General features: G+C 58.5%; 22 protein-coding genes and 2 pseudogenes. 11 read left to right on the top strand and 13 right to left on the bottom strand.

All coding sequences use genetic code 11. From position 1 onward, the window contains the following. Window positions 1–37 precede the first annotated feature (37 nt). Together EC915_RS25580 and EC915_RS25575 are read left to right on the top strand one after the other, a co-directional pair. Window positions 38–1,234 (top strand): annotated as a pseudogene (locus tag EC915_RS25580) (FIST signal transduction protein); the annotation flags it as partial. Window positions 1,235–1,561: 327 nt separating this feature from the next. Next, a complete protein-coding gene (locus EC915_RS25575; protein WP_372237876.1) occupies window positions 1,562–2,107 on the top strand; it encodes a methyl-accepting chemotaxis protein in 546 nt (181 codons plus the stop codon). A 36-nt stretch (window positions 2,108–2,143) separates the two neighbouring features. Here EC915_RS25575 and EC915_RS09665 read toward each other — a convergent pair whose 3' ends face one another. Then, a complete protein-coding gene (locus EC915_RS09665) occupies window positions 2,144–2,503 on the bottom strand; it encodes a hypothetical protein (protein WP_133750308.1) in 360 nt (119 codons plus the stop codon). Window positions 2,504–2,553: 50 nt separating this feature from the next. Between EC915_RS09665 and EC915_RS25230 the strand changes: the two genes are divergently transcribed. Together EC915_RS25230 and EC915_RS25225 are read left to right on the top strand one after the other, a co-directional pair. Beyond that, window positions 2,554–3,336, top strand: coding sequence for a hypothetical protein (locus tag EC915_RS25230; protein ID WP_256658697.1), 783 nt, complete (start codon window positions 2,554–2,556; stop codon window positions 3,334–3,336). Further along, window positions 3,293–3,499, top strand: a complete 207-nt coding sequence (locus EC915_RS25225) for a hypothetical protein (RefSeq protein ID WP_256658696.1) — start codon at window positions 3,293–3,295, stop codon at window positions 3,497–3,499. The genes EC915_RS25230 and EC915_RS25225 overlap by 44 nt, the downstream gene beginning before the upstream one ends. A gap of 44 nt (window positions 3,500–3,543) precedes the next feature. Here the strand turns inward: EC915_RS25225 and alkB are convergent, their stop codons facing one another. From alkB to EC915_RS09640, 3 genes are all read right to left on the bottom strand, one after another. Beyond that, window positions 3,544–4,221, bottom strand: a complete 678-nt coding sequence (alkB, locus tag EC915_RS09650; RefSeq protein ID WP_133750688.1) for a DNA oxidative demethylase AlkB — start codon at window positions 4,219–4,221, stop codon at window positions 3,544–3,546. Window positions 4,222–4,238: 17 nt separating this feature from the next. Beyond that, window positions 4,239–4,418, bottom strand: coding sequence for a hypothetical protein (locus EC915_RS09645; protein WP_166650959.1), 180 nt, complete (start codon window positions 4,416–4,418; stop codon window positions 4,239–4,241). A gap of 76 nt (window positions 4,419–4,494) precedes the next feature. Beyond that, window positions 4,495–4,800 (bottom strand): DUF1883 domain-containing protein, encoded by a 306-nt coding sequence (locus EC915_RS09640; RefSeq protein ID WP_133750306.1) that lies wholly within the window; start codon window positions 4,798–4,800, stop codon window positions 4,495–4,497. A 169-nt stretch (window positions 4,801–4,969) separates the two neighbouring features. On the opposite strand from EC915_RS09640, the gene EC915_RS09635 reads away from it, so the two are divergent. Beyond that, window positions 4,970–5,323 carry a hypothetical protein gene (locus EC915_RS09635; protein ID WP_133750305.1) on the top strand — a complete coding sequence of 118 codons (354 nt, stop codon included), beginning with the start codon at window positions 4,970–4,972 and terminating at the stop codon, window positions 5,321–5,323. A 24-nt stretch (window positions 5,324–5,347) separates the two neighbouring features. On the opposite strand, the gene EC915_RS09630 is transcribed toward EC915_RS09635, so the two are convergent. Further along, window positions 5,348–5,629: a hypothetical protein gene (locus EC915_RS09630; protein ID WP_133750304.1), complete on the bottom strand. Its 282-nt coding sequence runs from the start codon at window positions 5,627–5,629 to the stop codon at window positions 5,348–5,350. Window positions 5,630–5,791: 162 nt separating this feature from the next. Next, a complete protein-coding gene (locus tag EC915_RS09625) occupies window positions 5,792–5,977 on the bottom strand; it encodes a hypothetical protein (protein WP_133750303.1) in 186 nt (61 codons plus the stop codon). Between the two features lie 345 nt (window positions 5,978–6,322). Between EC915_RS09625 and galU the strand changes: the two genes are divergently transcribed. From galU to EC915_RS09610, 3 genes and pseudogenes are all read left to right on the top strand, one after another. Further along, entirely contained in the window at window positions 6,323–7,165 is an 843-nt protein-coding gene (galU, locus tag EC915_RS09620; RefSeq protein WP_133750302.1) for a UTP--glucose-1-phosphate uridylyltransferase GalU, read from the top strand. A 135-nt stretch (window positions 7,166–7,300) separates the two neighbouring features. Next, window positions 7,301–8,656 (top strand): glutathione-disulfide reductase, encoded by a 1,356-nt coding sequence (gorA, locus tag EC915_RS09615; protein WP_133750301.1) that lies wholly within the window; start codon window positions 7,301–7,303, stop codon window positions 8,654–8,656. Window positions 8,657–8,812: 156 nt separating this feature from the next. Then, window positions 8,813–10,459, top strand: a pseudogene (locus tag EC915_RS09610) (response regulator); the annotation flags it as partial. 11 nt (window positions 10,460–10,470) lie between these two features. Here EC915_RS09610 and EC915_RS09605 read toward each other — a convergent pair. Next, complete coding sequence (locus tag EC915_RS09605; RefSeq protein ID WP_133750299.1) at window positions 10,471–11,187, bottom strand: DNA-binding protein; 717 nt, start codon at window positions 11,185–11,187, stop codon at window positions 10,471–10,473. A 331-nt stretch (window positions 11,188–11,518) separates the two neighbouring features. Here EC915_RS09605 and ahpC point away from each other — a divergent pair, with 331 nt between their 5' ends. Continuing rightward, the gene (gene ahpC, locus EC915_RS09600; protein ID WP_133750298.1) at window positions 11,519–12,082 is read left to right on the top strand and encodes an alkyl hydroperoxide reductase subunit C; all 564 of its coding nucleotides are present in this window, start codon (window positions 11,519–11,521) and stop codon (window positions 12,080–12,082) included. A 146-nt stretch (window positions 12,083–12,228) separates the two neighbouring features. Continuing rightward, entirely contained in the window at window positions 12,229–13,791 is a 1,563-nt protein-coding gene (ahpF, locus tag EC915_RS09595) for an alkyl hydroperoxide reductase subunit F (protein WP_133750297.1), read from the top strand. A 114-nt stretch (window positions 13,792–13,905) separates the two neighbouring features. Here ahpF and gloA read toward each other — a convergent pair whose 3' ends face one another. Next, window positions 13,906–14,427 carry a lactoylglutathione lyase gene (gene gloA, locus EC915_RS09590; RefSeq protein WP_133750296.1) on the bottom strand — a complete coding sequence of 174 codons (522 nt, stop codon included), beginning with the start codon at window positions 14,425–14,427 and terminating at the stop codon, window positions 13,906–13,908. Window positions 14,428–14,601: 174 nt separating this feature from the next. Between gloA and EC915_RS09585 the strand changes: the two genes are divergently transcribed. Continuing rightward, a complete protein-coding gene (locus EC915_RS09585) occupies window positions 14,602–15,132 on the top strand; it encodes a DUF4946 domain-containing protein (protein ID WP_256658709.1) in 531 nt (176 codons plus the stop codon). 444 nt (window positions 15,133–15,576) lie between these two features. On the opposite strand, the gene EC915_RS09580 is transcribed toward EC915_RS09585, so the two are convergent. The 5 genes from EC915_RS09580 to mexE all read right to left on the bottom strand — a co-directional run bounded on the left by EC915_RS09580 (window position 15,577) and on the right by mexE (window position 23,466). Then, window positions 15,577–15,939, bottom strand: a complete 363-nt coding sequence (locus EC915_RS09580; protein ID WP_133750294.1) for a histone-like nucleoid-structuring protein, MvaT/MvaU family — start codon at window positions 15,937–15,939, stop codon at window positions 15,577–15,579. A gap of 369 nt (window positions 15,940–16,308) precedes the next feature. Further along, a complete protein-coding gene (locus tag EC915_RS09575; protein ID WP_133750293.1) occupies window positions 16,309–17,406 on the bottom strand; it encodes a tetratricopeptide repeat protein in 1,098 nt (365 codons plus the stop codon). Between the two features lie 214 nt (window positions 17,407–17,620). Then, complete coding sequence (locus EC915_RS09570) at window positions 17,621–19,018, bottom strand: efflux transporter outer membrane subunit (protein ID WP_133750292.1); 1,398 nt, start codon at window positions 19,016–19,018, stop codon at window positions 17,621–17,623. Continuing rightward, the gene (locus tag EC915_RS09565; protein WP_133750291.1) at window positions 19,018–22,209 is read right to left on the bottom strand and encodes an efflux RND transporter permease subunit; all 3,192 of its coding nucleotides are present in this window, start codon (window positions 22,207–22,209) and stop codon (window positions 19,018–19,020) included. The genes EC915_RS09570 and EC915_RS09565 overlap by 1 nt, the downstream gene beginning before the upstream one ends. Before the next feature lie 12 nt (window positions 22,210–22,221). Continuing rightward, a complete protein-coding gene (mexE, locus tag EC915_RS09560; RefSeq protein WP_133750290.1) occupies window positions 22,222–23,466 on the bottom strand; it encodes a multidrug efflux RND transporter periplasmic adaptor subunit MexE in 1,245 nt (414 codons plus the stop codon). Between the last annotated feature and the right edge of the window lie 57 nt (window positions 23,467–23,523).

Genomic DNA, 23,523 nt, shown 5'->3' with positions numbered 1-23,523 from the left:
CGCCGCAGTAGCCGATAGAGGGTAACGCGCCACACGCATGCAAAGCTTGCGTCAGGCCACCCACTCGTCCGAGCCCATCATGAATCCACTCAGACTTTTCAATCAGGCGCGCGCATCTGCTCAAGGTGCCCTGACCATCACGTGCAGCGCCAGCGAAGTCGACAAAGCCCTTGCCGCGTTGCGCATGGCGCCCGTTCTCATTACCGGTTTTGTTTCTCCTTATCTGGACATCGACACGATCGCCAGCAAACTCAGGCAGCGTTTCCCTACCAGTGCTATCAGCCTGTGCACGACCTCCGGCGAGCTGTGCAACGCTGCTGACAAGCTGTACTGCACGACGGGAGACAGCTGGGATCGCGTGGTGCTGCAACTGTTTGACGTCAGTGTCATCGCGTCCGCCGAAGTGGTGATGGTGTCGCTGGAGTGCGAAGACATTCGCCGCGGCGGCAAACGACTTGCGATGCGCGAGCGGATTGCCAAACTGGTGAGCAGCATCAAGCGTACCCAGATCCGCACCGCCATCGACCACCGCGACACCTTGGCGTATGTGATTTTCGACGGCCTCTCAGCCTCCGAGTCATTCTTCATGGAAGCCTTGTATGAATCGGGACGTTTTCCGTGCCTGTTCGTTGGCGGGTCGGCCGGTGGCAAGCCAGACTTTAAAAAGACCCTGATTCACGATGGTCAACGCAGCTATGAGAACCATGCGCAGATCGTTTTCCTTAAAACCCCGCCCGATGTGCGTTTCGGAGTCTTCAAAAGTCAGAACTTTCAACCCGCCGGGCTCAGCTTCAGTGTCCTGACCGCGTCGGTGGAAGACCGCACCATCGGCCAGGTCATCGACAGCAGCGGCAATATCAAATCCATGGTGCAAGCCCTGTGCGAAGCCTTTGAATGCACTGCGCAGGCGCTTGAGCAAAAGCTTGCTGATTACTCGTTCGCCATTGCGGTGGGGGAGGAACTGTTCGTGCGCTCCATTGCTCGTATCGATTACCAGCAGCAGACCGTGCATATGTTTTGCGACGTCGCGCCCGGCGAGCAACTGGTCATGGTCAAGCGCACCCCTTTGCGCGAAGCAACGCGCAGCGACTACGAGCGATTCCTGCGAGGCAAGGGTGGTAAACCGGTGGCGGGCATTCTCAGCGACTGTATCCTGCGCAGGCTTAACAATATCCGCGACCTGCGCAGCATGACCGGGGTGTTCGGTGATGTGCCATTAGCCGGCTTTTCGACCTTCGGCGAAATTCTTGGCTTGAATCTCAACCAGACATTGACGGCGGTTTTCTTTTTCCGGGTGGCGAAGGGCGCCAGCTTCGTCGATGACTACGTTGACAATTTCATCACTCATTATGGTGAATTCAAGGCCTTTTTCCTGCGTCGGCAGATCAAGCAACTGGCGGGCCTGAACCATGTGGTGGTCAAGCAGATAACTGCATTCAAGAGCGGCGACTACGGCCGTGCCTTGGACACCGAGGGTCTGGATAACAAGATTCGGCCTGTCTTCGATGGCCTGGCAGACCTGGGGCAGGTGTTGGCACAGGCCAGCGAGCAGCAGGAGCAGATGTCGAAGCAGATCAAGCATTACTCGGGCCAGTTGCACCTGTCGATGGACGATCTGGCGGGTACTATTGACCAGCAAAACGCGGTGGCCACGAGGGCGGGAGGCACGGTCGAGAGTCTTGCCACACAAGCTGAAGAGGCAGTGACAGGTGCTCGCGCGCTGGCAGGTTCCAGCTTGCGTATCCAGTCGATTGTGCAGGTCATCCAGCAAATTGCCGGGCAAACCAACTTACTGGCGCTCAACGCCGCCATCGAGGCTGCGCGAGCCGGCGAGATGGGTCGAGGATTTGCTGTCGTGGCTGATGAGGTGCGTAAGCTTGCGGAGATCACCCGCAAGAACGCGGCCGATATTGGTGTAGACATTGATCTGTTGACCGGCGAGATTCAGCGCGTCGCTCAGCAAATTGAAAGTCAGTCCATTGCTGTCGGTACGTTGCGGGAAATGCTCGACGCGCTGGAAGAGTCCAACCGCACAACCGAAGGCACAGCACAACGTACCAAATCCATTGCAGATACATTGACGGGTCTGACCCACGGGCCGCTTTGAAACACGCGCCGCTGTCCTGATGCGCGGAGACCCGCTTCAGTAACAGCCCAGGCTTCGCAGGGCGTAGGTGTATTTCAAGACGGGATCGAGGTATCGCTCAAGTTCCTCCAGCCAGTCGGGCAGGCGCCAGGAACCATCCGCTTGCTCAGCGAGATAGGGTGTCTGCCAGTCACGATGCCGTTCAAATACATCGGGTACCGAGGCCGCTAACACGGCCAGCTCGCCCGCCCCGAAACCGGATGCCAGCAGAGATCGGGTTTTATCAAGCGCTTGCTCGTACTGGTGTCGCTGATCCAGCTTCATGCGCCTGGCCAAAGGGATCAGGTTTTCCAGCGCCTGCCCCAGCTGCATCAGCTGTTGGCGGCGTTCGTGTGGCGTATAGAAGTGCCCAGTCATAAACCTGCGCCTGAACCAGAAGGTGCACGTGATAGCAAGGATGAGATCACTTGGCAATCAACACCGATTTCGGTCTGGTGTTCGGCAAGGGCATACTGCTGACCGTTTTACTCGAAGATGACGCACCACTGCCCGAACCGATATCGCAGTCATTTTTTGCGCCGAATGCAAAAGTGCTGAAGAAACACCGCTGGGTCCAGTTGCAACTGCTTCAGTTCTGCCGCGACGATGTGAAACTCAAGCCGCAACAGCTTGCCGATCTGATCCGCAGTCACCTGAACGCTGGAAGGCGCGACACCTGCTTGAGCAACGTTTTGAAACGGCCAAGGCCCCGACGGACTCGACGGAACAGTCAACCAGGCTGTCGTGACGACAGGCTTTTCAGGACGATCCATTGCAGCCCATTTGCCTGGCAACGGACGCAGACCGGTCTCTGGATATGCCAGGGACCGGACACGCTTCTCACCAACAAGGAAGTACCCTCTTCATGCAGCAATCCTTCTGCGCTCCACCCCCCCGACGCAGGCGAACTGACCGGCACCTACTGCCATGGCAAAGGCTTTTTGGTGTTCCTGTTGTCCTTTGGTGGCGTGATGCTGTGTCTCGCCGGATTCTTGCTGTACTTGAGCAGTGTTTTGCCGCCAAGCGATAACGGACCTGCATCGGTGCATACACACACAGGCATGGCATTGGATTTTTCCAGCCCGCAGATGCTGATCTATTGCGTGAGCGGGTTTCTGGCATTTATTGCGCTGGGTGTGCCCTTTACCTGCAACAGAGTTTATGAAAGTGCGCGGCAAACAGGTGGCGATTTCCACACTCATTACCGTTGATCTCAATGCCTGGACAGAGCGCGTGATCGTCAGGGATGAGTCCGGTATGGAGGTGCTGAACACGATCTGCACCGGCATCATGAGCCATGATCTGTTTCTCAATACGCTCGCAGCGCTTTTCGAAGCATCGCATACCGGCGAGCCATTGGCAGAGCCCGCATAGGCCGGGGAAGGATGGTTTGGACCAGGCTGGCAGCTAGCGGGATTTCAGCGTGCTTTACGAAAGGTGAAGTTGATACGTTGCTCGCCCAGTTGGGCATGCTCGGCTTGTTTGATCGGCATGACGCCGTGGTAGCGCAGGCGGTCTTCGCCGCCCCAGACCACGACGTCGCCGTGGAACAGTGGCACCTTCGTGGTAGCGTCACTGCGGGCATGACCACCGAACAGAAACCTTGCCGGGATGCCGAGCGACACTGACACCACCGGCCATTGCAGCCCGAGCTCGTCCTTGTCCTGATGCAGTGACATCTTCGTGCCGGGAATGTAGCGGTTGATCAGGCAAGCATCGGGTATGAAATCGGCAAACCCCGCTGCATCGGCTGCAGCCTGCGCAAGCTTCAGGAAGAGCTCAGGCATTGCTGGCCACGGCTGCCCGCTCTGAGGATCGATGCGCGAGTATTTATAGCCCCGGCGATCGGTGGTCCAGCCGAACTCGCCGCAGCTGCTGAGCGCAACCGACATGATGTGACCACCGGGGGTGACCATGTTGCGAAAAGGAGCCTGAGCGAGAACAGCTTCAAGGGTTGGCAGCAATGGCTCCACCATCGGTAATGCGAAGCCGCGAAAGACGAACGAGCAAGGGCCGATCTGCTCGGTGGCCGGCAATGGAGGGGCGTCGTCGGCAAACAGATCAAAGGTGGCTGGGGTCGTGCTCTTGAGTTGCATCATCATGGCCTTTGCGATCAAAGCGCCTTGCTGACCTTTACATCGCTGATCACGTCATCGCTGCCGCTGTGCATTTTCTGCAGTGCAGCCAGCGCCTCGCCAGCAGAAGGGGATTGCAGCAGGGCGAATTCGAAGCGGCGCTCGCCGTTGAGTTTGTAGCTGATGGCGTATTTGATTACCGGGTCGGACGTACTCACGATGAACTCCTGAAAAAAGGTGGCATGCTGGCGTGAAACACGAAGATTTCACGCGGCCTGTGGTTGACTGCGCTGATCAGCTCAGGCGTGTAGACGTGCGTCGCACGATTTTGATCGAGTGGGTAAACGTGGTTTTGCGCGCGCCGTGGGTGTCCAGCTTGCGCCCGGCGGCGTCGATGGTAATGTTCCAGAAACCGGTGCTGGGCACTGTAATCTTTGCCGGAAACCGATCGAATGCGCCGCCGTGGTAAGTGTGCCGTCCGCCATTCTTGAAGCTGCGGAAATTCGCGTCGCTCATCAGGCGTATGTTGCAAAGCTGGGAACACTCGATGACGACCATGTCGTCTTCATTGAGGTGCTCGCGCTGGTGTACGAATTTCATGGGTGTCTCCGAAGACAGGCATTCTCGAAAACCCGAAACGATAGCACGCCGAGCACCTGCGTTGATGACCGTTCAAATGTTTGTTGTCGCAACTGCGGCAGAAAAAGCGTAATGGCCAGGGATATAATCAGCGCCTGGCTTGTCGTAGAGCCTTTACTGGAGGGTTTGTATGAAACTGGCTGTTGTAGTTTTGGCTCTTGCAATGACAGGGTGCGCAAGCGTGACTGACATCGAGCACACCCCCGCCACCATGAGCGTAATGTCAGGGAAGAACCCGCAGGAATATGCCGAATGCTTCGTGGGCAAAATCAGTGACAGCCGCGAGCCATCTCAAGTTGAGCCCCACAAGGATGGTTTGCGTGTGATTGTTCCGCAGAAGTTTGCCAGCAGTACCCCTACTGCCATCGTCGATATCGAAAGGCGCTCCGGGGGCAGTTCGATCAAGCTTTTCGAGGATGGCGGCAATAATCCCTTGCGGCCCAAGGATATCCAGCACGCCGTCACTGCGTGCATTTCGGGTTAATGAGCCCCTGAAGCGGGTCTCTGCTTATTTGCACATCACCAAAACGGTACGGTTCTTGTAGTTGCCCACGTCCACGCCCAGGGTTTTATCGGACTCCTGAGGTTGTGGCGTGCCGTTGGTACTGACGATGTTGTAACCCGTGCCTGCGCATGAGGCATCGGCTTTTTCATAGCAGGCGGCCCAGGACATGGCCTCGCCAGAGCAGTCGATGCTCAGTGCCTGCTTGCCGTTCTTCAGGTAGGTGTTTTGTGCGGTTGCACAGCCGGTCAGGCCCAGTACAACGATGACGGACAGAATCTTGATCATTTTCGAATGCTTCACGATGAGGGCCGAGGTGGAATAATCAGCCTCTCTGAGACTGAACGGCCATGCCATCGTTCCGGCATCACTGAAACATTTTTTCGACGTGTCGACGGTTGTGCATGAGGGTTCAAGCCCGGCCAGCCCAGGCCTGAACGCTTTACCGACTCAAGACCTCTTGTCAGCGTGGTGGCGGGGAACGGGGGTATCCTGAAACACGGCGGCCACTTCAATAGCGCTGCTTTCGCTGGCGAAAGGGCCGGCAACGTGTTCTTCGTCATGGCCGATCAGCCACCACTGACCATCCTGCAGTTGCTTGATCTGGTAACCGTTTACACTTTTTGCTTCTGACATCGATCCATCTCGATAAATGATTCAGGCGCCATAGTAAGCGGGAATGATGCTATTTCCAATGTATGCGCGTGGGCCTTTCAAAGGCCGTTCTGTATCACGCAATGCTCGCTTGCTGGCGCTTGCAAGCGCTTGATCAGCAGCGAGCGCCCATGGACAGGTGAACGCCCCACGAGGCGTTGGCAGTCTCTTAGTGACAGGTGAGTCGCAATATCGGAATTCATGCGGAACTATCTGCGCATCAGTTCCTCTACCAACACATCGAATCGGCCAGTGGCGGGGCATTGTAAGGTAAGCGCCTCCTGATTAGACTGCGCCGCAATACCCCCAGCCCCATCAAGGATTTATATGATCAAGAAATGCTTGTTTCCTGCAGCCGGTTACGGCACTCGCTTCTTGCCAGCGACCAAAGCCATGCCCAAAGAAATGCTGGCAGTCGTCAACAAGCCGCTGATCCAGTATGGCGTGGAAGAAGCACTTCAAGCCGGGTTGAAAGAAATCTCCATCGTGACCGGTCGCGGCAAGCGCGCACTGGAAGACCACTTCGACATCAGCTACGAGCTGGAGCACCAGATCAAGGGTACCGATAAAGAGAAATACCTGGTCGGCATCCGTCGTCTGATCGACGAGTGCAGCTTCGCTTACACCCGTCAGACCGAGATGAAGGGTCTGGGGCACGCGATCCTCAGCGGTCGCCCGCTGATCGGTAATGAAGCGTTTGCTGTCGTACTGGCCGATGACCTGTGTGTGCATCTGGAAGGCGACGGTGTCCTGGCGCAAATGGTCAAGTTGCACAACCACTATGGCTGTTCGATTGTTGCGATTCAGGAAGTGCCTGCCGATGAAACCAACAAGTATGGTGTGATCGCCGGGGAAGAGATCAAGCCGGGTCTGTTCCGGGTAACCAACATGGTTGAAAAGCCGAAGCCGGAAGATGCGCCATCGAACCTGGCGATCATCGGCCGTTACATTCTGACCCCGGACATCTTCGAGAAAATCGAGCAGACCGAGCCGGGTAAAGGTGGTGAAATCCAGATCACCGATGCGTTGATGAAGCAGGCTGCCGAAGGCAACGTTCTGGCTTACAAATTCAAAGGTCAGCGGTTTGACTGCGGTGGCGCCGAAGGTTACGTCGAAGCGACCAACTTCTGCTTCGAGCACTTCTACAAGACGGGTAAATCTACCCAGTGATGCAGGTGTCCCGGTAATTCGCCGATAACTGTGTTGCAGCGCAAAGCCACCTTCGGGTGGCTTTGTCGTTTCTGTCTGCGGGCCTTGCCGAGTGCGCTGAAGCGGTTATGCTAGCTGCCTTGCCAGGAGAAATACATGACTTACAACTTCGACCTTTTCGTCATCGGTGCCGGATCAGGTGGTGTTCGCGCCGCGCGGTTTTCCGCCGGTTTCGGCGCGCGCGTGGCGGTTGCCGAAAGCCGCTATCTGGGCGGCACGTGCGTCAATGTCGGCTGTGTCCCGAAAAAACTGATGGTGTATGGCGCTCACTATTGCGAGGACTTCGAACAGGCTAAAAGCTATGGCTGGAACAGCGGTGCGGCGAGCTTCGACTGGCCGACCCTGATCGGCAACAAAAACCGCGAGATCAGTCGCCTCAATGGCGTCTATCGCAAGCTGCTGGACGACAGCGGCGTGACCTTGATGGAGGGCCATGCTCGCTTGCGTGGGCCCCATGAGGTGGAAATCAACGGCCAGGTTCACACCGCCGAGCACATCATGATCGCCACCGGCGGCTGGCCTCAGATCCCGGACATCCCAGGCCGCGAACACGCTATCACGTCCAACGAAGTGTTTTTCCTCGAACAAATGCCCAAGCGCGTAGTGATCGTCGGTGGTGGCTACATCGCGGTCGAATTTGCGTCGATCTTCAATGGCCTCGGTGCGGACGTGAGCTTGATGTACCGCGGCGAGCTGTTTCTGCGAGACTTCGATGACGGGGTACGTAACCACCTGCATGAGGAGCTGAACAAGCGCGGGATGGACATTCGGTTCAAGACTGAAATCAACAGCATCGAAAAGCGCGCCGACGCCAGCCTCGACCTCAAGCTCAACGATGGCAGCACGTTCAACACGGACTGCGTGTTCTACGCCACCGGACGTCGGCCGATGCTGGACGATCTGGGCATGGAAACAGTCGATGTCGCGCTGGACGAAAAAGGTTTCGTCAAGGTCGATGAGCATTATCAATCCAGCGAGCCTTCGATCATTGCAATCGGTGACGTCATCGGTCGTGTGCAATTGACTCCCGTGGCGCTGGCCGAAGGCATGGCTGTCGCTCGGCGCTTGTTCAAGCCCGAGCAATACCGTGCGGTGGACTATAATCACATTCCAACGGCTGTATTCAGCTTGCCGAATATCGGGACAGTAGGTTTGACCGAAGCGCAAGCCAGGGAAGCGGGTCACGACGTGCAGATTTTTGAAAGTCGCTTCCGGCCGATGAAGCTGTCACTGACCGATAACCAGGAGCGCACGCTGATGAAGCTGGTGGTGGATGCCAAGACCGATCGCGTGCTGGGTTGCCACATGGTGGGCCCGGATGCCGGTGAGATCATTCAGAGCCTGGCTATCGCGCTGAAAGCCGGAGCCACCAAGCAGATTTTCGATGACACCCTCGGCGTGCACCCGACGGCAGCGGAAGAGTTCGTCACCATGCGTACAGCCGCGCGTTGATGTCTGAACCCCGCCTCATGGATGAGTGTCGGGCCTGCAATCGTTATAAGGATGGAACCGCTTTTGACCAGCAAGAATCTTCCGGCAGCCATGCCCTTGAATCCTACTGCAACTGAAGATCGGGAATCTGATGACCGGGGACCTGCCGGGGACGCCGCGTTGCACGAAAGCGAGCGGCAGTTCCGGACCCTGGCTGACAACATGAGTCAGTTGGCGTGGATTGCCGATCCTGTCGGAAGGATCTATTGGTACAACGCACGCTGGTATTCCTATACCGGCACCTCTCACGAAGCCATGATGGCGCTGGGCTGGCGATCGCTGCACCATCCCGATCATCTGGAGCGCGTTGAGACGCGCATGCGACGCTGTTTCGCCACGGGTTCGATCTGGGAGGACACCTTCCCCCTGCGCGGCAAGGACGGGCTCTACCGCTGGTTCCTCTGTCGCGCGCTGCCCATCCGCGATGAGCAGGGCAATATTACCTATTGGCTTGGCACCAGCACTGACATCACCGCGCAGGTCAGCGCTGAAGATGCGTTGCGTGAACTGAACGAAAGTCTTGAACGGCGGGTGGCAGAGCGCACGCGCGAACTGGCGCAGATCAACGAGCGGCTCCAGGTGGAAATCAGCGAGCGTGCACAGGCTGAAGAGGCGCTGCGTCACGCCCAGAAAATGGACGCCATCGGCCAGCTGACTGGCGGCATCGCTCATGATTTCAACAACATGCTGACCGGCGTGCTGGGTGCTCTGGACCTGATCCAGCGACGTGTTGCGGCGGGTCGAGTGTCCGAGATCGACCGCTATATCGAGGCGGCCATGAGTTCGGCTAACCGGGCCGCCTCGTTGACGCACAGGTTGCTGGCATTCGCCCGGCGTCAGTCGCTCGACCCACGACCCGTCGACGTCAACCAGATGGTGATGTCGATGGAGGAGCTGGTTCGGCGGACCATTGGCGAGAGTATCGAACTGGAAATCGATCTGACTACCGGCTTGCAGCTGACCAACACCGATGAGCATCAATTGGAAAATGCCCTGTTGAATCTGGTGATCAATGCTCGCGACGCCATGCCCGACGGCGGACGGCTATTGATTCAGACCGAGATCGTTCATGCGGCAGCGCTGCATGACGCGTTGCCGCCGGGTGACTATGTCCGGTTAAGCGTGCAGGACACCGGCAGCGGTATGTCCGCAGAGGTGATTGCTCGTGCGTTCGATCCGTTTTTCACCACCAAGCCGATCGGGCAAGGCACCGGTCTGGGCTTGTCGATGGTTTATGGCTTTATCAACCAGACTGGCGGGCAGGTGCTGATCGACAGTGTGGAAGGCCGGGGGACGCGCATCGACCTGTACCTGCCGTGCCACTTCGAATCTGCGCACCGCCAGCAAGCGACCGATGAGGACGCTGCGACTCCAAGAGCGGAGCAGGGCGAGCGCGTGTTGGTCGTGGAAGATGAAGCCGATGTGCGAATGCTGGTGGTGGATGTGCTGCGGGAGCTGGGGTATTCGGTAGAGGTGGCTGCCGACGGTACGTCTGCCTTGCCGTTTTTGCAGGATGGCGGGCGAATCGACCTGCTGGTCACTGACGTAGGCTTGCCGGGCATGAACGGTCGTCAATTGGCGGAAATCGCCCGCCAGCAGCGCCCTGAGCTGCGCGTGTTGTTCATGACCGGATACGCCCGCAATGCCCAGGTGCGTGGCGATTTTCTGGAGAAGGGCATGGACATGCTGGTCAAGCCGTTCCACATCGATGACCTGGCGCAGCGGGTCCGCGGCTTGATCGAAGCGCCGTCGGACAAACCTTAGGCGCTGATGCGTCAGCTGTCCGGGGCGGTTTGCGTGGCAGGATGCTCTGCCCGCAGATTTTCCAGCGCCACTTCAGTCTTGATCAGGATCAGCTCCAGAACCCGATTCTGCTGGTCACGTTCGGTCAGCCGCTCCTGCAGCCTGTCGTTTTCACGCTGTGCATTGTGCAAGCGTTCCTGTAACAGCGCGCACTGGGTGTGCGATTGCAGATGCTGTCCTTTGAGCGCGCGAATCTGCGCGTCCCTGTCCTCCAGGCGTGACGTGGCATCCTGAGCGGCCTGGGTCAGTCGGCCATTCTCCTTCTGCTCGATCTGCAAGGCTTTCTGTGTGCTCAGCAAAGTGGCGGTCTGGGTGCCCAGCTTGGTGGTCTGGCTGGCGTGGCGTTCAATGAGGTCGGCCAGGCGCCGCTCTACGGCGTTCAGTGTGTCCTGCAGGGCCTTCTTTTCGGCATCCAGGCTTGTCTTCGCCTCCTCGATGTGCGCCTGCGCCTGCTCCCTCAACCGCGCTCCCAGGCGAGCCACAAGACTATAGAGTTCGGCGTCGATCTGTGGGACAGGCGTGTCGCTCTCTGTCGTGTCAAGTTCGCGCATGAGGCGGTGGATGGTGCTCTTCGATCCTGTATTGCCCATCTCGATACGTACTGCATCGATGCTCGGATTTTCGCCCCGAGCCAGCAGAGCAAGGCGCGCAGACTGCACGTCCGACTTGTTTATGCCGCTTCGGGCCATACTCACTCCTGCAGAATGTAACGGCCACCTATCAGCGGTTACGTACTATCAAAGGCGCGCATTTTGCTGCATTTTTCAGGTGATGTCTGCCATGGGTTGAACATCCATGGATGAAGCCGGTAGGCTGTCCGGCGCGTGCTGCGATTCACCCTGGATCGCCTGTGACAGATTCGCGAGGCCGCACTGAATTCTTCTATTAATAGAGTTCCTTTATAGCGAAAACCAATCATCAGCATCAGGTTTGCCAATGAGCCGTGGCTGATGATTGTGCGTAAGATCCTTCCCATCGCTTCACAACGCCGTTTTTTTTAACCCTAAGGAGATCCAACCGATGCCTATCATTAACAGCCAGGTAAAACCGTTCAAAGCGACCGCGTTCAAAAACGGTTCTTTCGTCGAAGTTTCGGATGCTGACCTCAAAGGCAAATGGTCTGTGGTGTTCTTCTACCCAGCCGACTTCACCTTCGTCTGCCCGACCGAACTCGAAGACCTGGCGGACAACTACGAAGCGTTCCAGAAACTGGGCGTTGAAATCTACTCCGTATCGACCGACACCCACTTTGCCCACGCTGCCTGGCACAACACTTCCCCAGCCATCGGCAAAATTCAGTACACCATGATCGGTGACCCAACCCTGACCCTCTCGCGCAACTTCGACGTGCTGATCGAAGAGGCTGGTCTAGCAGATCGCGGTACCTTCGTGATCAACCCTGAAGGCGAGATCAAAATCGTCGAGCTGAACGACGGTGGTGTAGGCCGTGACGCCAACGAGCTGCTGCGTAAAATCAAGGCTGCTCAATACGTTGCTGCTCACCCGGGTGAAGTCTGCCCGGCCAAGTGGAAAGAAGGCGAAGCGACGCTGGCTCCTTCCCTGGACCTGGTCGGTAAGATCTAAGTCCTCATGACAGGACCGGGGGCGTTCAGCCCGTAAGTCAGTAAGCCGCATCGCCCCCAAAAAACGCCCGGGCGGTTATCGCCTGGGCGTTTTTGTTTGAAGACACTGCATTTGCAGACCCTGAAAGTGAAAAAAGGAACGCCATCATGTTGGACGCCAATCTTAAAGCTCAGTTGAAATCGTACCTGGAGCGGATCACTCGCCCGATCGAGATCGTCGCGTCCCTCGATGACGGCGCAAAATCCCAGGAAATGCTGGCGCTGCTCAATGACATCGTCAGCAGCTCCAACCAGATCACCTTGGACACCAACGGCACCGATGCCCGCACCCCGTCCTTTGCCCTGAACAGCCCGGGCGAGGACATCAAGTTGCGGTTTGCCGGCCTGCCAATGGGTCACGAATTCACCTCGCTGGTATTGGCGCTGCTGCAGGTTGGCGGCTATCCCTCCAAAGCCACCGAGGAAACCATCGAGCAGGCACGTTCCCTGTCCGGTGAGTTCAAGTTTGAAACCTACTTCTCCCTGACCTGCCAGAACTGCCCTGACGTGGTTCAGGCGCTGAACCTGCTGGCTGTGCTCAACCCGAATGTGCATCACGTGGCTATCGAAGGCGGCCTGTTTCAGCAGGAAGTCAGCGACCGTCAGATCATGTCGGTGCCGAGCATCTACCTCAATGGCGAGCTGTTCGCCCAGGGCCGCATGAACCTGGAAGAGGTTCTGGCCAGGATCGACACCGGTGCAGGTGACCGTCAGGCAGAGAAACTCAATGCCAAGCAAGCATTCGATGTGCTGGTAGTCGGTGGCGGCCCTGCAGGTTCCGCGGCAGCGATCTATGCCGCACGTAAAGGCATCCGCACAGGCGTGGCGGCTGAACGCTTCGGCGGTCAGGTGCTGGACACCATGGCCATCGAAAACTTCATTTCGGTACAGCACACCGAAGGCCCGAAACTGGCCGTGGCCCTTGAAGAGCACGTCAAGGAATACGAAGTCGACATCATGAACCTGCAGCGTGGCGACAAGCTGATTCCAGGCAAGGATGGCGCGCTGCATCAGGTCAGGTTCGCCAGTGGCGGCGTGTTGAGATCCAAGACCGTGATCCTGGCGACCGGTGCCCGCTGGCGCGAAATGAACGTGCCCGGTGAACAGCAGTATCGCAATAAAGGCGTAGCGTATTGCCCGCACTGCGACGGCCCGTTGTTCAAAGGCAAGCGCGTGGCTGTGGTCGGCGGCGGTAACTCTGGCGTGGAAGCGGCAATCGACCTGGCCGGTATCGTGTCCCACGTGACCCTGCTGGAATTCGACAGTTCGCTGCGAGCCGATGCTGTTCTGCAACGCAAGCTGCACAGTTTGCCCAACGTCACCGTGCTGACCAGCGCGCTGACTAGCGAAGTGACTGGGGACGGCCAGAAGGTCAATGGCCTGCGTTACAAAAACCGCATCACCGGTGAAGAGATCAACGTTGAGCTGGAAGGTATCTTTGTACAGATCGGTCTGCTGCCAAACACCGAATGGCTCAAAGGCACCCTTGAGCTTACGCCACGCGGCGAGATCGTTATCGACAACCGCGGTGAGACCTCAATCCCTGGCATCTTCGCTGCCGGTGACGTCACCACTGTGCCGTACAAGCAGATCGTGATCGCGGTGGGTGAGGGCGCCAAGGCCTCCCTGAGCGCGTTCGATCACTTGATTCGTACCAGCGCCCCGGCCTGATGGCTGACTGACTTAGTCTCAAAACAAAAACCTCATGAGCGATCATGAGGTTTTTTTATTTACAGGATCACCGACGAGTCCTGAAATGGGGGCAGTCGTGACCTGGCGGAATGCTCAGACCGGCGTAGGCTGAATGATCTCGACCCAGTAGCCGTCCGGGTCCTTGATGAACGCCAGGCTCTTCATGCGGCCATCGCTCAGGCGTTTCTGGAAGTTCACACCCAGCTCTTCGAAACGGGCGCAGGCCACGTGTACGTCCGGCACTGACACACAAATGTGACCAAAGCCTCGCGGATCGCTGTTGCCATCGTGGTAGGCGACCGACGGATCGTTCTCGGTGCCGTGGTTGTGGGTCAGCTCAAGAATGCCAGCAATGCCCTTCATCCAGACCGTGCGCGCCGCGTCGTCCGCAGGAATCTGCGCCTTGTCGACCAGCGCCAGGAAATACAGGCTGAATTCGGCTTCAGGGAAATCGCGTTTTTCCACCAGACTGAAACCGAGGACGCGGGTGTAGAAATCCAGCGAGGTGCAAATGTCCTTGACCCGAAGCATGGTGTGGTTGAACACGAATCGGGCAGTGGCGGCATCCGGCTGGGCAGTGACGCCTGGGAAGGTGTTCAGTTCGTGCAGACTCATGGTGACTCCGGGTAATTCTGTAAATGTGGCTCAATGATACGGGACGCCACGCCGTAGCCAAACCCGAAAGTGATAAACCTGTCTGCGCGCCTTGTGGGCATACTCTGTCTGCACCACAATTTCCGGCTCTACGTTCAGGTATCGGACATGCTGCTCACGCTACGTACTCTTTTAATGGTCGGTGCCTGCCTGGCATTTGGTTCAATTCCGGCACAGGCGGCGGATGCGGTGATCGTCTGGCCCAGCGACTGGCAAGTCGAGGCATTGCCACCGGCGCAGCCGCAGTCAAATCCGGACCGACCTGCTGTGCAGATCCGCCAACGGGCGGTGAAGAACGATGACAATGGCGACCCGGCGATGGTCGTTGAGCTGACACAGACCCGCTTGCAGCCCGGCCATGAGGTCAATGTGCAGAGCGTGCTGCTGGAAATGCGCAAGGCGGTGCAGGTCAACTTCGTGCGCAGTGGATTGCAGAGTGTCTGCACGAAGATGAAGGACAGTGCCTTAAGCGATGTGCCGGCGATGGAAACCACCTGCACTATCACGCAGAACGGAGCGCATGTGATGACCCAGACGCTGGTCGCGGCAGCCAGCAATGCGACGGCCTGGTCGTTGTCTTATGCAGGCTCGGCAGACGGCTACGTCGCCAATAAGGATGAAGTGTTGCGCATTAGAGACAGCTTGCGTCTGCATGTAACGCCCTGAGCGCTAAACGATAGGCATAAAGAAGCCCGCCGAAGCGGGCATGGGGCGCTAATCCTTTAGCAGCCCCCATCCTGTAGAAGTGCATGTGAAAAATATGTGAAGAACTTGCAAATAAGCAGTTAGCACTTAGCGATTTCATCGACTGTTCGTCGATTCAAGCAATCTTGGGTGCTTAGTTCGTTACCGCCCTCGACAAGGTGAATAACACCCATTCATTACTACTTTGTAATCAATCACCGGGGTGGTCCGCCTTAGTTGTCATCCCTTTGTTGGAGCCGACATGCCCGGTATACGCTCACACACTTGATGGCTTTGTGCAGCCTGGGCAGGGGCCGCATTGACTTTCACGGTTCGCACCGTGCGTTGATCATCCAGGTCACGATGTTTATAAAAAAGCCCCTTGGCAGGGGCTTTTTTATAAGGCGTTGGTGCCACCCAAGGCGATCAGTCGCGCAGCCAGGAGTCAACGGTTTCAGCACCGTACTGCTCTTTCCATGACTTGAGGCCGCGATGGTTGCCGCCTTTGGTTTCGATCAATTCCCCGGTATGCGGGTTGTGGTAGACCTTGACGACGCGTGCCCGGCGGCGCTTGGGGCCTGCAGGGGCGGCGGTCGTATTCGAAGGGTTTGGATCGAGAATGGCGATGATGTCACGCAGGCTCTTGTCATAAGTGCTCATCAGGGCCTGAAGCTTTTGCTCGAATTCGATCTCTTTTTTCAGTCCGGCATCATTCTTCAGATTCTCCAGCTGGGCCAGCTGTTCCTGAAGGGCTTTTTCTGCTGCGCGAAACTCGGCAAGTCTGGACAAATATAGTACTCCGACGATGAATGGCTGTTATCAGCCCAAGGCAAGCAACATAGACGCAAATAAAAGGCCTTGTGCTCATTGTGTCACTACCCCTCTGCGCCTTGACATTGACATCGGCCAATGAAACTAACGTTGTGATATCAGTTTCACATCGATGGCGGGGTAGTTGTGATTCACTGCGGGTAAATAATGCACGTTTTTTGCGAGTTGGAAAATAGGCGAGGCGCATTTCCAATATGAAACTTGCAGGGAAAGATAAAGCCGTCTGACAGAAAATGCCTCGGAAGGAGCAAATTTCTGTAAGTAATTTCTCAAACTAGGCTGACAGAAGAAACTAGCGACCTGCGCTGCCGGACCCTCTTTCTGTCCCTAAAGGCCTTGTTGCAGGGCAGGATCATCAGGGTTCAACTGCTCCAGCTCCGCGAGCAGTACCTGAACTTTCTGCAGTTGTCCGGCCTCCTTCCAGTAGTGGATGAGCAGAATGCGTGCGCTGCGATTTGCCGGTTGGCGCTGCAGGATTTCTGCGAGTTGACGCTGTGCCGGCTCCAGCTGTTGAAGGTCATGCAGGGCGACGGCCAGATCATACCGATAGTCTGTATTCTCGGGCTCCAGCTCCACAGCCTTGACGAGCGCCAGCAAGGCGTATTCATGTTGCTGATGACGCAGCAGCCACAGGCCCAGCGCATGTTGCAGCATGGAAGACTGGGGATGCTTGCTCAGCAGCCGCGCCAGTTGCTGCCGGGACGGGTCGGCCTGGCCCTGCCGATCCAGGAGCTGAACCTGCGCAAGGCCCGCCTCAATGTTATCGGGCTCCAGTTTCAACGCCAGATCCAGAGCGTCAGACGCTTTTTGCACATCGCCGTGGTTGATCAACAGTTTTGCCAGCAGTAATTGACTCTGACCACTGGGGGGCTGCGAGGCAAGCGTGCTTTCGTATTGGGCGGCGGCGTCCTGAAGCGGGCCGTAGTAGAGCCCGACGTCGTCCGGCGTCAGACCCAATAATGCGCGCACGGCACTGAAGCGCACGCCTTGATCCGGGTCATCGAGCAGGGGGCCCAACAGCAGGCTGCGTTGGGCCTGCGGAACCATTGCGGCGACGGCGTCTATTGCGGCCTGCTGAACCAGTGGGACGGGGTTTTTGAGGTCTTTATCAAGTATTTTCAGCGCCTGAGCGCTTGGATAGTTGGCCAGTTCGGCGAGCAGGCCAGCGCGGCGGATGTCCGAGAGGTCGGTGCGACTGAACTGTTGGTAGAGCACGCGGGCAGCTCCCGGTTTGCCGTTGTGAGCCTGTTCCAGCGCTTCGGCGTAGCTGTGATTGACCGCTGGCCGGGGCGCCGGGGCGTGCCACCCGCGCACCAGCAATGCCAGGGCGATAAACGCCAGCACTGCCATGGCGGCAATGGCGATATTCCAGCGGTGTCGAGCTTTCAGTGATGCTGGAGAGTCCTGCGGAGACGCTTTTGACATACTGATTTCCGTTTCTGCGTGGGCAGCAGCTTCGGGGAGGGATCGTCGAGTGTCAAACGCCAATCCACAATTTAGGGCGCTGTCGTCGCGCTGCGCGGTTAACGAACGAGCGCCATGCGGAGTTCAAAACCGTTCAGTGAAAAGCCCCGGACCTTATGAGTCCGGGGCTTGAACAGGGCGGCAGACAAAGCTTCCGGCGGGTGCCCGGAGTCGATCAGGCGTTGGGCTGCCAGCCGCCGCCGAGTGCCTTGTAGATCGCCACGATACCCCGGTACAAATCGATTTCTGCCTGCGCCTGGGTGTCTTCAGCGGCAAGACGCTCGCGCTCGGCATCCAGCAATACCAGGAAGTCGGCGGTGCCTTCCTTGTACTGAATGCTCGCCAGATTCGCCGCCGAGCGACTCGCCTCACTTTGCCGCACGAGTGCGACCAGCCGCTGCTGACGCTTGTCGTAATCGCTGAAGGCGTTTTCGGTTTCTTCCAGCGCCAGCAGGACCTGTTGCTCGTAGTTGGCAAGCGCGCCCTCGGCATCGGCGTTGGCGCCTCGGATCCTCGCCCTCACGCTGCCAAGGTCGAATGCTGCCCAGGTGATGCTCGGGCCCAGCCCCCAGGCTTGCGCCGCCCCGGAGCCGATCTGCGAACCCCGGCTGGCAGTGAAGCCAAGGAAACCGCTGAGACTGACCCGTGGAAACAGGTCGGCGGTCTGCACACCGATGCGTGCGGTTTGCGCCGCCAGTTGTCGTTCGGCACTGCGCACATCAGGACGGTTTTCCAGCAGCCTGGTCGGGTCGCCAATCGGCAGCGCCTTGGAAATCGCCGGCAGTCTGGCCGGTGCCAGGCTCACGGTCATGGCGTCCGGGCGTTCACCCAGCAGGGTAGCGATGCGATTGCGCTCGCGGGTCTGTTCGGCCTGCAGTTGCGGGATCGTCGCTTCCACGGCGGCCAGACGTGCATCCGCGCGCACCACGTCGATCTCGTTGCCGACGCCTTCGTCGCGCAATTGCACAGTGACCCGGCGCGAGTCCTGCTGGTTTTTCAGGTTGTCGCGGGCGATGTTTTCGCGCAGCTGAGCGCCGCGCAGTTGACCGTAGGCGTCCACCAGCTCGGCGATCATGCTCACTTGAAGCTGATACAGGTTGGCCTCGGCCACTTGCTGATCGGCTTCGCTGGCTTCCAGTTCGCGCTGAATGCGACCGAACAGGTCGATCTCCCAGGCCATGTCCAGACCCAGGTCGTAACGTTCCTGATTGACCCGGTGTTCGGTTTCACCCGGCACCTGGGCCCGGCCGATCTGGCTGCTGGCGCGGCTGGTCACCACGGGCATGGCATCGTTGCTGATGTCGTCGCGGATGGCCCGAGCCGCCTTGAGACGGGCGAACGCGACGCGCAATTCGCGGTTGCCTTGCAGCGATTCGGCCACCAGTTGATTGAGCGTCGGATCATCGAATTGCTGCCACCAGATCGTCTCTGTGCGGCTGCGGTCGTAGGCGCCCTGGCCGGCGGCGTGGATATCGGCCGCTGAGGTGTCCGGCTTCTTGTAGTCAGGGCCGACGGCACAGGCCGCCAGCGCGAGGACCAACAGGCTTGGCAGAAAGAGTTTTGCAGCCTTCATCAATGAGCCTCCGCAGCGATGGTCTGAACGTGTTGAGCCTTGGCCGCTTTGCGCGCCTGTTTGCGCTCCACGAAATTACGAATCAGCACATAGAACACCGGGGTCAGCAGCAGACCGAAGAAGGTCACTCCAAGCATCCCGGAGAATACCGCGACACCCATGGCATGACGCATCTCGGCACCGGCACCGCTGGACAGCACCAGCGGCACGACACCCATGATGAACGCGAAGGAGGTCATCAGGATCGGACGCAGACGCAGACGGCAGGCTTCCAGCACGGCCTCCAGCGGGGTCTTGCCTTTTTCCTGTTCGTCCTTGGCGAATTCGACGATGAGGATCGCGTTCTTGCACGCAAGGCCCACCAATACGATCAGGCCGATCTGGGTGAAGATGTTGTTGTCGCTGCCGGCAATGATCACCCCGGCGATGGCCGACAGCAGGGTCATCGGAACGATCAGGATCACTGCCAGCGGCAGGCTCCAGCTTTCGTACAGTGCCGCCAGTACCAGGAACGCCAGCAGCACGCAGAGCGGGAAGACCAGCAGCGCCGTGTTGCCCGAGAGGATTTGCTGGTAGGTCAGGTCGGTCCACTCATAGGTCATGCCGTTGGGCAGTTCCTGCTTGAGCAGTTTTTCCATCGCCACCTGTGCCTGACCCGAGCTATAGCCTGGACCGGCGGCACCGTTGATCTCGGCGGTGATGAAGCCGTTGTAGTGCATTACGCGGTCCGGGCCCGAGGTGTTGGTGACGTGCAGCAGGGTCGCCAGCGGGATCATTTCACCCAGGTTGTTGCGCACTTTCAGCTGACCGATCTGCTCGGCGTCCTGACGGAACTGCTGTTCAGCCTGAACGTTGACCTGATACGTACGGCCGAAACGGTTGAAGTCGTTGGCATACAGCGAACCCAGGTACACCTGCAACGTATCGAAGATATCGCTGATGGCCACGCCGTGGGTTTTGGCCTTTTCCCGGTCAATGGCGGCATCTACCTGCGGCACATTGACGGTGTAACTGGTGAACAGCGCGGCCAGTTCCGGCACGCTGCGGCTCTTGCCGATCACGTTCATCGTCTCTTTATACAGCTCGTCATAACCCAGGTTGCCGCGGTCTTCGATCTGCAGTCGGAAACCACCGATGGTGCCCAGTCCCTGTACCGGCGGCGGCGGAAAGATCGCCATGTAGGCCTCCTGAATCGACGCGTATTCACCGTTGAGCGCACCGGCAATTGCCCCGGCCGATTCGCTGGCCAGCTTGCGATCGTCGAACGGTTTGAGCGTGACGAACACCACACCCGAGTTCGGGCTGTTGGTGAACCCATTGATCGACAGGCCCGGGAACGCCACCGCGCTTTCTACGCCCGGCTGCTTCAGCGCGATGTCGGACATGCGCTTGATCACCTCTTCGGTGCGGTCAAGGCTGGCCGCGTCAGGCAACTGCGCGAATGCCACCAGGTACTGCTTGTCCTGCGCAGGTACAAAACCGGTAGGCGTGCTCGAAAAACCCAGCCAGGTCAGAACGATCAGCCCGGCATAGACCACCAGCGCTACGCCGCTGACCCGAATCACACGTCCTACGGCCCCTACGTAGCCATTGCTGGCCTTGACGAAGAAACGATTGAACGGACGGAACAGCCATCCGCCTAGCACCCTGTCGAGCAAGCGCGAAAAGCCATCTTTCGGCGCATCGTGAGCGCGCAGCAGCACAGCAGCCAGTGCTGGCGACAACGTCAGGGAGTTGAACGCAGAGATCACCGTCGATATGGCAATGGTCAAGGCGAACTGTTTATAGAATTGCCCCGTCAGCCCGGAGATGAACGCCGCCGGGATGAACACTGCGCAAAGTACCAGTGCGGTCGCGATGATCGGGCCGGTCACTTCGCGCATCGCGATCTGTGTGGCCTCCATCGGTTGATGGCCCAGCTCGATATTTCGCTCGACGTTCTCCACTACCACGATGGCATCGTCCACCACGATACCGATCGCCAGCACCAGACCGAATAGCGACAGGGCATTGAGCGAGAAGCCGAACAGGTGCATGACCGCGAACGTACCGATCAGCGACACCGGCACCGCCGCCAGCGGGATGATCGAGGCGCGCCAGGTCTGCAGGAACAGGATCACCACCAATACGACCAGAATCAGCGCTTCGAACAGGGTGTGAACCACTGCCTCGATGGAGCCGCGCACGAAGATCGTCGGGTCATAAACGATGCTGTAGTCCATGCCCTCGGGGAAGCTCTTTTTGAGCTGGTCCATCTGGGCGCGCACTTCGTTGGAAATGTCGATGGCGTTTGAGCCGGGACGCTGAAAGATGGGCATCGCCACCGCTGGCTGGTTGTTCAGCAGTGAGCGCAGGGCGTACTGGCTGGAACCCAATTCGACTCGGGCAATGTCGCGAACCCGGGTGATTTCGCCGTTGTCGCCGGCGCGAACGATGATGTTTTCGAACTCCTCTTCAGAGACCAGACGGCCCTGGGTGTTGATCGACATCTGAAAGCTGGTAGCGCTCGGGGAGGGTGGAGCACCCAGCTGACCGGCCGCGACCTGGCGATTCTGTTCGCGAATGGCGTTGACCACATCGGTCGCGGTGATATTGCGCGAGGCAGTCTTGTTCGGGTCCAGCCACACACGCAGCGAGTAGTCACCCATGCCGAACAACTGCACGTCGCCGACACCGTTCAGGCGCGCCAGCTCATCCTTGATGTTGAGCACGGCGTAGTTGGACAGGTACAGCATGTCGTAGCGTTTGTCCGGCGAGGTCAAGTGGACCACCATGGTCAGGTCCGGGGAGGCCTTGTCCACGGTGATACCGATCCGCGTCACCTCTTCAGGCAGCTTGGGTTCGGTCCGGGTTACGCGGTTCTGCACCTGTACCTGCGCAGTGTCCAGGTTGGTGCCCAGGGCGAAGGTGATGGTCAGGGTCAGTTTGCCGTCGGCGGTTGCCTGCGAGGACATGTACAGCATGTTCTCGACGCCGGTGATCGCCTGTTCCAGTGGTGCGGCCACGGTTTCGCCGATGACCTTCGGGTTGGCGCCGGGGAAATTGGCGCGCACGACCACGGTCGGCGGCACGACTTCCGGGTATTCACTGATCGGCAGCTGAAACAGAGAGATGGCGCCGGCAATCAGGATCAACAGCGAGAGCACCGCCGCGAAGATCGGGCGCGTGATAAAGAACTTTGAAAAATTCATCGAGTGTGTTCCTTAACCGCGTGGGGTCGCGACAGCAGCAACCTTGGCGTCCGCTGTGGACGGCACCTTGGGTTGATTGCTGGCGTCGAGCGCCTGGCGTTGTTTCTGCAGTGCAGCGAGCGTATCGGCGCTGGCCATCTCGGTGTCTTGCGGGTCGATCGGTGAGCCTGGACGTACGCGCTGCAGACCGCTGACCACGATGCGGTCGTCCTTGGCCAGACCGCTGCGCACGATGCGCAGGCCTTCGATTTTCGGCCCCAGGTCGACGCTGCGGTAAATGGCCTTGTTGTCCTTGTCCACCACCAGCACGAATTTCTTGCCCAGATCGGTGCCGACCGCTTCATCCTTGATCAGCATCGCCGAGTAGGTGCCGCTGCCCACCAGCTTCAGACGCGCATAAAGACCAGGGGTGTATTCACCCTTGCTGTTATCGAACACCGCGCGGCCACGGATGGTGCCGGTACGCGGGTTGACCTGGTTATCGACGAAGTTCATCTGACCCTGATGCGGGTTGTCCGCTTCGTCGGACAGCCCCATGTACACCGGGCTGGCAGCGCCACGCTTGCCGTCGCGGGCCAGTTGGTTGTACTTGAGGAACACTCGCTCATCGGCGTCGAAGTAGGCGTAGACCTTGTCGGTGGAGACCACGCTGGTGAGGATGCTCTGATCGGCGGTAACGATGTTGCCGGCGGTAATCTCCGCTCGGCTGACGCGACCGGCAATCGGCGCGGTCACGCGGGTGAAGCTCAGGTTCAGCCGTGCCAGATCCAGTTGTGCCTGAATGGCTGCGACAGCCGCTTTGGATTCCTGCGCGCCGGTAGTCCGCGAGTCGGCCAGCTCCGTGGAAATTGCATTATTGGCGCGCAGACGTTCGCCGCGTTGCGCTTCGTTGTTGCTGCGCAGCGCCGCTGCTCTGGCCTGTTGTAACTGAGCATCCAGACGATGCACTTCGGCCTCGAACGGGCGCGGATCGATCTGGAACAACAGGTCGCCTTTCTTCACCAGCGCGCCATCGGTGAAGGCCACCGAATCAATCTGGCCTGAGACTCGAGGACGAACCTGCACGGTTTCGGGCGCTTCAAGACGCGCGGTCACTTCATCCCATTCGTTGACCGGTTGTTCAAGCACCTTGGCCACGCTGACTTTTGCCGCCGCTGGGGCCTGTGCTGCCGTCTCCGGGCTTTTGCCGCAGGCACTGATCACAACCAGTGCCAATGCGGCAAGGGGATAGCGAAAAGGAGGGAGTGACTGAAACATGGAAAAATCCGCCGATGTTATTGAGATGGGCGGATTCTGTTCTCGGGGGTTTTATTG

The organism is Pseudomonas sp. LP_7_YM (genome assembly GCF_004364435.1).
Classification (GTDB): domain Bacteria; phylum Pseudomonadota; class Gammaproteobacteria; order Pseudomonadales; family Pseudomonadaceae; genus Aquipseudomonas.
Note: the sequence above shows the minus strand (reverse complement) of the source record. Positions and strands in the feature narration are given on the sequence as shown.